General features: G+C 47.9%; 11 protein-coding genes and 1 other RNA gene (1 of these 12 cut by a window edge). 11 read left to right on the forward strand and 1 reads right to left on the reverse strand.

Annotation, left to right across the window (positions count from 1 at the left end):
• Window positions 1-233: 233 nt before the first annotated feature.
• The 5 genes from PHT49_01045 to PHT49_01065 all read left to right on the forward strand — a co-directional run bounded on the left by PHT49_01045 (window position 234) and on the right by PHT49_01065 (window position 3918).
• The gene (locus tag PHT49_01045; GenBank protein ID MDD5450471.1) at window positions 234-1541 is read left to right on the forward strand and encodes an ankyrin repeat domain-containing protein; all 1308 of its coding nucleotides are present in this window, start codon (window positions 234-236) and stop codon (window positions 1539-1541) included.
• Window positions 1542-1753: 212 nt separating this feature from the next.
• On the forward strand, window positions 1754-2614 hold the full coding sequence (locus tag PHT49_01050) for a hypothetical protein (GenBank protein MDD5450472.1): 861 nt from the start codon (window positions 1754-1756) through the stop codon (window positions 2612-2614).
• A 104-nt stretch (window positions 2615-2718) separates the two neighbouring features.
• Window positions 2719-3072, forward strand: a complete 354-nt coding sequence (locus PHT49_01055; GenBank protein MDD5450473.1) for a hypothetical protein — start codon at window positions 2719-2721, stop codon at window positions 3070-3072.
• 129 nt (window positions 3073-3201) lie between these two features.
• Window positions 3202-3441, forward strand: a complete 240-nt coding sequence (locus PHT49_01060) for a hypothetical protein (protein ID MDD5450474.1) — start codon at window positions 3202-3204, stop codon at window positions 3439-3441.
• Between the two features lie 117 nt (window positions 3442-3558).
• On the forward strand, window positions 3559-3918 hold the full coding sequence (locus PHT49_01065; protein MDD5450475.1) for a molybdenum cofactor biosynthesis protein MoaE: 360 nt from the start codon (window positions 3559-3561) through the stop codon (window positions 3916-3918).
• Between the two features lie 27 nt (window positions 3919-3945).
• On the opposite strand, the gene PHT49_01070 is transcribed toward PHT49_01065, so the two are convergent.
• Window positions 3946-4722: a sulfide-dependent adenosine diphosphate thiazole synthase gene (locus PHT49_01070; GenBank protein MDD5450476.1), complete on the reverse strand. Its 777-nt coding sequence runs from the start codon at window positions 4720-4722 to the stop codon at window positions 3946-3948.
• A 195-nt stretch (window positions 4723-4917) separates the two neighbouring features.
• On the opposite strand from PHT49_01070, the gene PHT49_01075 reads away from it, so the two are divergent.
• The 6 genes from PHT49_01075 to PHT49_01100 form a co-directional block, all read left to right on the forward strand.
• Window positions 4918-5607, forward strand: a complete 690-nt coding sequence (locus PHT49_01075) for a tetratricopeptide repeat protein (GenBank protein MDD5450477.1) — start codon at window positions 4918-4920, stop codon at window positions 5605-5607.
• A gap of 75 nt (window positions 5608-5682) precedes the next feature.
• The gene (locus PHT49_01080; GenBank protein ID MDD5450478.1) at window positions 5683-5913 is read left to right on the forward strand and encodes a cell division protein ZapB; all 231 of its coding nucleotides are present in this window, start codon (window positions 5683-5685) and stop codon (window positions 5911-5913) included.
• A 27-nt stretch (window positions 5914-5940) separates the two neighbouring features.
• The gene (locus PHT49_01085) at window positions 5941-6219 is read left to right on the forward strand and encodes a cell division protein ZapA (protein MDD5450479.1); all 279 of its coding nucleotides are present in this window, start codon (window positions 5941-5943) and stop codon (window positions 6217-6219) included.
• 6 nt (window positions 6220-6225) lie between these two features.
• A non-coding RNA gene (gene ssrS / locus PHT49_01090) (6S RNA) lies at window positions 6226-6411 on the forward strand.
• Between the two features lie 375 nt (window positions 6412-6786).
• A complete protein-coding gene (rny, locus tag PHT49_01095; protein MDD5450480.1) occupies window positions 6787-8352 on the forward strand; it encodes a ribonuclease Y in 1566 nt (521 codons plus the stop codon).
• Window positions 8342-8665, forward strand: partial view of a TIGR00282 family metallophosphoesterase gene (locus tag PHT49_01100; protein ID MDD5450481.1) — the start only. It continues 489 nt past the right edge of the window; the window shows 324 of its 813 coding nt (coding positions 1-324); it begins with the start codon at window positions 8342-8344; the stop codon falls past the right edge of the window. The genes rny and PHT49_01100 overlap by 11 nt, the downstream gene beginning before the upstream one ends.

The following is an 8665-nucleotide window of genomic DNA, read 5'->3' on the forward strand; positions in this document are numbered from 1 at the left end:
TGCGCGCCACGCCAACGGCCGAGCTCAGCTTCGCTGAAGCGAATTATTGGCTATTTATTTTGCGCGCATCCAATTTAAATTTGTATGGCACGGCCTGATAGTTGGCTGCGCGCTTGATCGCGGCCCGCCAACAATTCGCTTCAGTGGAATACGTATAACCGGGCTGCGAATTCTTCGCACCCCTTATTATACGCATTCCACTGAGCTCGGCCGTTAGACCTAAGGAATAAATAATGGCAGATGACGAACAAATCAAAAAAAATTTATGGCAAGAGGCGTGTAACGCCATTGATGCGCATGATGCTGCTAAGATTCGCTCACTGGTTTCAAAGGGTCTCGACATCAATTCGCGATCCCCAATTACAGGCCATAGCGATGCCACACTATTAATGATAGCGGCATGGGATGCCAGCAACAGCGAGATAGTTGAGCTATTACTGGAGCTCGGTGCTGACGTAAATACAGAAGCCCACTGTGGGAACGTGCTCACCAGGGCAAAGGGCTACAGGAATATCAAACTCTTGCTTGATCATGGAGCAAATCCGAATATTCCAACAAAAACCGATAAGGGAACACCATTGCTTTACCACTCGGAATATGGGAATGCCGATATTGTTAAGTTGCTCATTGAACACGGAGCCGACATACATGCTGATTGGGATCGGATTGGGATCGGATATAGGAATGTTTTTAGTTCAGCTCTATCCAACGGGCATTTGAACGTCATAGATGTATTATTGGAGAGCCTGCACGAGAAAGTGCGGAAGAATGAGATAAATTGGGCCAGCTTGAATAACTGGTTTTACCTTGCAGTCGAACATAAGGATAACAGTTTGATAAATCGTCTATTCTCAATCGTAGTGAGCGACAGGGCATCTGCAAGTGTTGCATTGTCCTCCGCTTTGGACAACAGCAACTATGATCTAGCAAAAGCACTTATTAAACATGGTGCAACACCGGACGAATATGAAGTGAATGAAGCTGTTCTTGATGGCGATTGGGAACGTGTAGATTTTCTGGTGAAGAATGGCGGGGCAATCAGAGCGGACAATTTACCAGAGGCGGCCAGAAAAGGTGATATGAAAGCAGTTAGGTTTCTTCTGAAACATGGTGCAAATATTGATGAAAAAGATGGGTTTGGAGGAACAGCATTGCATAATGCCGTTGTAGAGCGTCATTTAAATCTTGTAAAGATTCTTCTCAAGAAGGGTGCATCCATAAATATCGTAAACCGGATGCTGCGTTATGATAAAACTCCTCTCCTCACAGCTTTATGGCAACTCCATGAAAATAGGTATGAGGGTGATGTCGCGAAAACATATCTCCAAATAATAGAAGCATTGCTTAAATCAGGCGCAGATCCTCATTTCATTGTGGAATTCACTGATTCTGACGGCTTGCCTTATAAAAGGTCTGCATACGAGTTGGCTCCTCATGAGGCAGAGGGTTATGAAAATGAGGTGATGAGAATGTTTGACAAATATTCAAAAAAGAACATAAGCAAATGGAGCTTGTTTAACATATTTAAGAAGCATAAATGATGGTCTAACAACCGCATCAACTCGGACTGGCAATTCCGCTGCGCTCCATTGCCAGCCGGTTATGCGGAACGTTCCCCCGGCGCTTCGCGCCGTGGGAATGCGGGGCTGAGCCGTGTGCCCCTTCCCGGCGAAGCGCCGGGAGAACCAGGGGCACGAAACCGACCGCTTCGCGGCGGCTCAGCCCCGCATTAGCGTACCAGATGGAGGCCACCGTGGAAACCGCAGAGAGAGTCTTAACCATATTTGGGGATAAGCTATATCAGCGCCGAGGTCGAGAAGCCCTGCCCCTACTTGTTAGACAAGCAGAGACCCACACGCCAATCTACTACTCTGATTTAGCAAAAGAACTTGGCATGTCGAATCCAAAGAATTTGAACTACGTTCTTGGTAGTATTGGCCACACACTTCTATCACTACCAAAAGAATTGGGGGAGATTCCGCCGATTCAGTGCCTCGTTGTCAACAAAAACACGGGCCTTCCTGGAGAAGGAATAGGTTGGTTCATAGCAGAAAAGGAAGACTTCCGACGATTACCCCTGAAACAAAAACGCGCCATAGTAGACGCCCAACTGCAAAGAATATTTGCATACCCAAGATGGCGCGACATTCTGGCCGAGCTGGAACTCCATCCGGTCTCTACTGATTACTCTCCGACATTAGCGAAGGCACGAACAGGTGGCGGAGGAGGAGAAAGCGAGCAACACAGGAGACTAAAAGAGTTCCTTGCCAAAAATCCTCGGATTCTCAAGTTGCCTGCTCGGACAGAAGAAGGCAAAACCGAGTATCCACTCCCTTCTGGCGATTCCGTGGACATTCTCTTCAAGGTCGGTATTGATTGGATTGCAGTGGAGGTGAAATCTTCAAAATCTGATTGGTCCGACATTGTCAGGGGCATATTTCAGTGTGTAAAATACAAATCCGTCATTGAGGCATATCAGGCAGTTACCAACCAGCCTCAAAGCGTAAGAACACTGCTCGTACTGGAATCCGCCTTGCCTCAAGACTTGTTGCCAATGAAGAATGCCTTGGGTATCGAGGTAATGGCAGGAATCACGATGGAAGCGGACAGCTAACACGTCAGTCCAGCCGACGCCGTGGAACGGGGTTCGATTTTTTCGGAAGGCCACGGGCCGACGCGGCTGAGTTCAATTCGACTGCCGGCGGCTTATTGCACGCTGTGTTCGATGAAAGAAAGGATTGTTTTATGAGCCACGGAAGAGAAACTGATTATAACGATACAATACGACAATTAATAAACCCCCTTCCAATTAAAGAAGGAAGAACCTGGCTCAGACATGGGATTAACACGCAAGGCGGTCTAATTGATCTTATGATCTTGGAAGGGAAATATTCAAAAAAAGACATTGCTCGTGAGTTAAAAAATAAGACTGATTGTAGGAATCCATTAGCAAGAATTGAACGCCACATTGATCATCTTCAGAATGCTGATGGAGTGGACGCTTGGACAGGGAATATTCCACATAAATGCAAAATTAAAGAGGTCAGTGGAATATTAATGTTTACGGAATAGTATCGTTTCTAAATATAACTTTGTGCGAACAATGGGGACGGTCATGTAAATATGCTTTTATTGTTTTGTTTGGTGAATACGTCAAAAACTACGTCTTCTTGAACCAGTTCGCCGCATAAAGGAAAATCCATGACCAAGACCAGAAAATCAATCATGTATGGCGAATTCGCCGCAATTAAAAGTTTTAACCCCCGCGAATTCGAGGGGTTTAAAACCAATACCGGACTCAACAGCATTTGGGAGCAGCTCAACAACCCTGATTTTAATCCCGTCGAATTCGACGGAATTAAAATGCTGGCCGGGTTAAACAGCTTCGCCCTGACCCCGAAACTCACCACAGCGCCCGCACTGAAACAAATCAAGGGATAACCTTTTCATGCACGAGGGGCTGGTTAAAGAAAGAAGGCAATGAGTCGGTTACAACATGTAACCGACTGAAAATGGAAGCTGCAGGCAGTAAGACTAACGAAAGGGAGTGGACATATTTTGGACGCAGGTAAACTGATAGAAAAGATCAAGGCCCATCCAAAAATTGCGGACGCCGGAATGATTCTGTGCCATAACGGCGTGGTGCGCGCGACTTCGCGGGATGGACGGAAGGTTCTGGCCGTGGAAGTAAAAGTAGATCAACAAAGACTGGCACAGGTCTTACAGGATACAAAGAAGAAACCGGGCATAGTTGAGTGCCTGGCAGAGATAAGGGAAGGCCGGTTTTCTGTCGGCGATGACCTGATGATCCTGGTCATCGCCGGTGATTTTCGGGAAAACGTGATCGCAGCTATGACGGAGGCAATAGATTTTATTAAAAAAGATGTGCTGACGAAAAAGGAGATCTTCGCTGCATGAACCCCGCGGGCCTAAACCTGTTTTTCTCTAAGACAGCTTTTCGTTGATTAGCCCGGCTACTTTTTCCCCGGAAATAAGCATCCCGCCAAAAATAGGACCCATGCGGTAGGAGCCAAAGGTGGCATTGGCAGCCATGCCCGTCACAAATACCCCCGGAAAGGCCTCTTTGGTATTCTTTAAGGTGTTTTCTTCGGCTACCTCCGCCCACATCGACTTTTCTCCAGCCACACGGCCTGTCTCGGTAAGCAGCGCCAATCCAACCTTGCGCTCAATGACCTTCATGACCTCGGTGGCATGTCCGGTAGCGTCCACCACATACTGCGCCCGTATGGCCAGGGGATCGACGTGAAGGCCGGCCATATCCACGGCCGTCCAATTTATTACCAGCCCGCACACCCTGTTTTCGCGCACCATAACATCTTCCACGGTTATACAGTTAAAGACCCGGGCTCCGGCCTGGCAGGCGCGAGAGCAGAGCGTGGTGACCGCTTCCACGGCGTCTGCCGTGTAATAGCCGTCTTCATAATCTGCCGTTCTAATCCCCAGCTCGTCTAAAATGCGCTTTCCTTCCTTCTGCACGACTATCTCGTTAAAAAGCATGCCACCGCCCCACATGCCTCCGCCTATGCTCAATTTGCGCTCGAATATGGCGACCTTCCTTCCGGCCTTGGCCAGGCGATAAGCCGCAAGCATTCCGGACGGCCCGGCGCCCACTATGGCTACATCTAATTCCATACAAGAAGAGAATTTTTCAAAGTACCGGTTTAATATAGCTTTGCTGATAACAATTTCATCTAGCGGCATGTTGCTTCCTCCAAAAAGGCAAAATCAACCCCAGAATAAGTTGGTCTAAATTATGTACTGGCCGGCCAGCTTCTTTATAAAGAAACCGCAGAGTTAATTAACAGGATTCATCAGTCGTGTCAAATTTAATTTGGCAATATTCCCCGGATTTAGGTATAAATATAGTTATCAGTCAGGTTAGAGAGGAGGATATAGATGTCGGAAACCCCAAAACTGTTTAAAAAGCGCCCTGGTTGTTCAAAGAGCGGGCTGGAAGGCGTTGGTGATCCAACACTGCAATGGCAGTTTGTTAAGGACCGGATTAAGATTATTCTGTGGCCATTGGCAGCGGCGCTTTTTATTGTGGCCGGCTGGGCTGGGTGGACAGCTTATACCGCTCACAGTAATGCCGAGGCCCTGGCTATGTATGAAAAGGCTATAAGGCAAAGACCGGATCAAATGACCCCGGCATTGGAGAAGCTGGCGAGAGAATATCCGGATACGAAAGCCGGCCTGCTGGCATGGCTGGAAATCGGCAATGTTTACTACAGAGAGGGTAAGTTAGACCGGGCGATAAGGGCCTATGAAAGCTCTCTGGAGGGGTTGCCGGAAGACCACGCACTGCGTCCCGTTATTTCACTCTCTCTAGGCTATTGTTTTAAAATGAAAAAAGATTACCCCGCTGCCCTTCGATATTTTGGCATGGTCGCCACGCCTGACGGAGATCTGAGGGGATTAGCCGACCTTTCTCTAGGTCGTACCTACAGGATGATGGGCGACTCAGCCAAGGCTGTCGATGCTTATAAAAAGGTCTTGTCCATGGGTGACCTTAAAAATCCCTATCGGCCGCTGGCGGAGTGGGAAATAGCCCAGCTGACCGGGCCAAAAGTATCGCCTGATAGCTAAGGAAATACCTTGACTTTTCAAAGTTAGAACGATTATATTTCAATTGAAAGTGTCGATAAAAGAAAGGTTCAAAAGATGGGCGCTGAGGACTTTGGCCGGTTAGAAGAGCGGGTTGAAAAACTGCTCGCTGCTTATAATGAGTTAAAAATGGAGAAGGCAGAATTACAGGGCATTCAAGGGAGACTGGAAGAAGAATTAAAAAAGCTTCAAAGTGAAACAGAACGGTTGCAGTCTGAGCGGGATGTGATATGTGCGAGGATAAACTCGTTATTAGGCAAGCTAGAGGAGATCGACGTTTCTGTATAGATTTGTATTTGTCCTGTGGTAGGTTGAGTGACTAGGATAATCACGGTTGAGATACTTGGTCAGGAGTTTCAGTTTAGAGTTGCTCCTCAGCGTGAGGATGCACGGGACATCGTGAATTATTTAAAGGCCAAGGTTGAAGAAGTTCAGGCCAGGGTTAAAAATATATCTGACCACAAAATAATTATGCTGGCCGCCTTGGATATAGCCAGCGATTATTATCAGGTAAAGAAGGAGTTCGAAGATTATCGCGGCGTTATGACCGAAAAGTCAAAGAGGCTGATAGAGGTAATCGATACACAAACTTAATGGAAGTTCCCCCTGCGATGTTGGTGACTAGTAGTATTTTTGAGCCAACATTGTCGGCCTAGGGGGTTGCCATGGATCCGGAGGGCATGGCTCTGCTTACAAGCGGAGAAAGCCTGAAAGAGTACTGAGCGACACCCACTTAAGAGACTAGGTTCGATAAATCTACTAGCACGGCATTGGGGCGGGGGGATTAGCAATATCCCGCAAGGGTTTACATATAAACCAAGCTAAAAGATGATAACGGGTGGGGCTGTACAAGGAAAGAAGGCTGGATTTTGTCAAGGCTGCTTGATGGTATCCAGTATTGTTTTTTGGTTAATGGTCTTGAGTTTTAAAAGGCGCGCGAGTATGGCTAACAATAGTGGTTGAGATCAAATTAATAAGATGTACTCTTAAAAGGGTTAAGCCTTGACCTGTGCTTTCCTGACCTGAAACATTAACGACCGATCCTCTTTCCATCTTCTCTCCTTTATACCCGTCATCTTGCTTATCTATGTGTAATAATCGCTTTATCTTGCGGCTGAACCGGTATCACTAAATTTAATCAGCAAAGGGGGTGCCTGGCATTTGAGCACTACACTGGTAATTGTATCTTTCGTTATATTGGCTGCCTGTCTGGGAGCCGTTCTGGGCTTTTTAATCCGTAAAAAAGTAGTAGAAGCCAAGCTGGAATCTGCCGAGAGATTGGCTGAAAGGATTATTGAGGAGGCCAAAAAGAAGGGCGAGACCGAACGCCGGGAGGCCACCCTACAGGCTAGAGATGAACTTTACCAAACGAAGCTGGAACTGGAAAAAGAGGCTAAGGAAAGAAAGGCCGAGCTGCAGCTTATAGAAAAGCGCTTGGCGCAAAAGGAGGAAAACTTTGATAATAAGCTCGCCCTCATGGATCAAAAAGAACTGGATAACATGCGGAGGGAAAAGGAGCTACAACGTCAGGAAAAGCTGATTGCCGAAAAGGCGCAAGAGTATCACGTATTGATGGAGGAAGAAAGACGACAGCTTGAAAGGATATCCGGGCTTTCTACAGAAGAGGCCAAGGGACTTTTTCTCCAGCAGGTTGAAGAAGAGGCGCGGACGGATGCGGCCAAGTTGTTGAAAAAAATAGAGAACGATACCAAAGAAACCGCGGATAAAAAGGCAAAAGAGATAATTTCTCTGGCGGTAGCGCGCTATGCCGGAGATTATGTCGCTGAAAAGACAGTTTCTGTGGTGAATTTGCCTAATGAGGAGATGAAGGGGCGAATTATCGGGCGTGAAGGACGTAATATCAGGGCCATTGAGGCCGCTACCGGCGTGGATTTGATCATTGATGATACACCGGAGGCGGTTATCCTGTCCGGATTCAATCCCGTTCGGCGGGAAGTGGCCAGGATAGCTCTGGAGAGATTAATAGCAGATGGACGGATACACCCGGCCCGGATAGAGGAAGTTGTGGAAAAGGTGGGCCAGGAGGTGGAGGTGTCCATAAAAGAGGCCGGAGAGCAGGCCACCTTTGATGTCGGGGTGCATGGCTTCCATCCGGAGTTGGTTAAGCTTATCGGTAAACTCAAATATCGAACCAGCTACGGGCAGAATATGTTGCAACACTCGTTGGAGGTTGCTTTTTTGTGCGGTATTATGGCTGCTGAACTGGGATTGAACATTAAAAGGGCCAAGAGGGTTGGCTTATTACATGACATAGGTAAGGCCGTGGATCACGAGATAGAGGGACCCCATGCCTTGATCGGCGCTGACCTGGCTAAGAAGCATGGCGAGTCCGGTCAGGTTGTAAACGCTATTGCGGCCCACCATGAAGACGTTCCCCCGGAGAGTGTTCTGGCTGTCCTGGTTCAGGCAGCCGACGCCTTGTCCGGGGCCAGGCCCGGCGCCAGAAAAGAAACGCTGGAAAGCTATGTTCAGCGGCTGACTGACCTGGAGAGGATTGCAAATTCTTGTCCCGGTGTTAATAAGTCTTTTGCTATACAGGCAGGCCGGGAAGTGCGAATTATTGTGGATAGCGGCGCGGTTTCAGATGCCGCTGCCGTTTTAATGTGCCGGGATATTGCTAAAAAGATAGAATCTGAGATGACGTACCCGGGGCAGATCAAGGTAACCGTCATAAGGGAAACCAGGGCTGTAGAATATGCCAAGTAAGATCAAGGTGTTATTTATTGGAGACGTCATAGGCAGCCCCGGCCGCAATGGTGTGCGTCATCTCGTACCGGAGATAGTCGGGAGTTACGGCATAGACCTGGTTATAGCTAACGGCGAGAATGCAGCTGGAGGCATCGGGATAACGCCGCAGGTGGCGGATGAGCTTTTGAGTAATGGGATACATGTATTGACTTCGGGCAACCATGTCTGGGCCAAAAAGGAGATATCGGGATATTTGTCAGGAAGTGAGCGACTGTTGCGACCCGCCAATTATCCCCCTGGCCTGCCTGGGCGAGGCGGTACCGTGATCCGT

Source organism: Desulfovibrionales bacterium (assembly GCA_028715605.1).
GTDB lineage: Bacteria > Desulfobacterota > QYQD01 > QYQD01 > QYQD01 > QYQD01.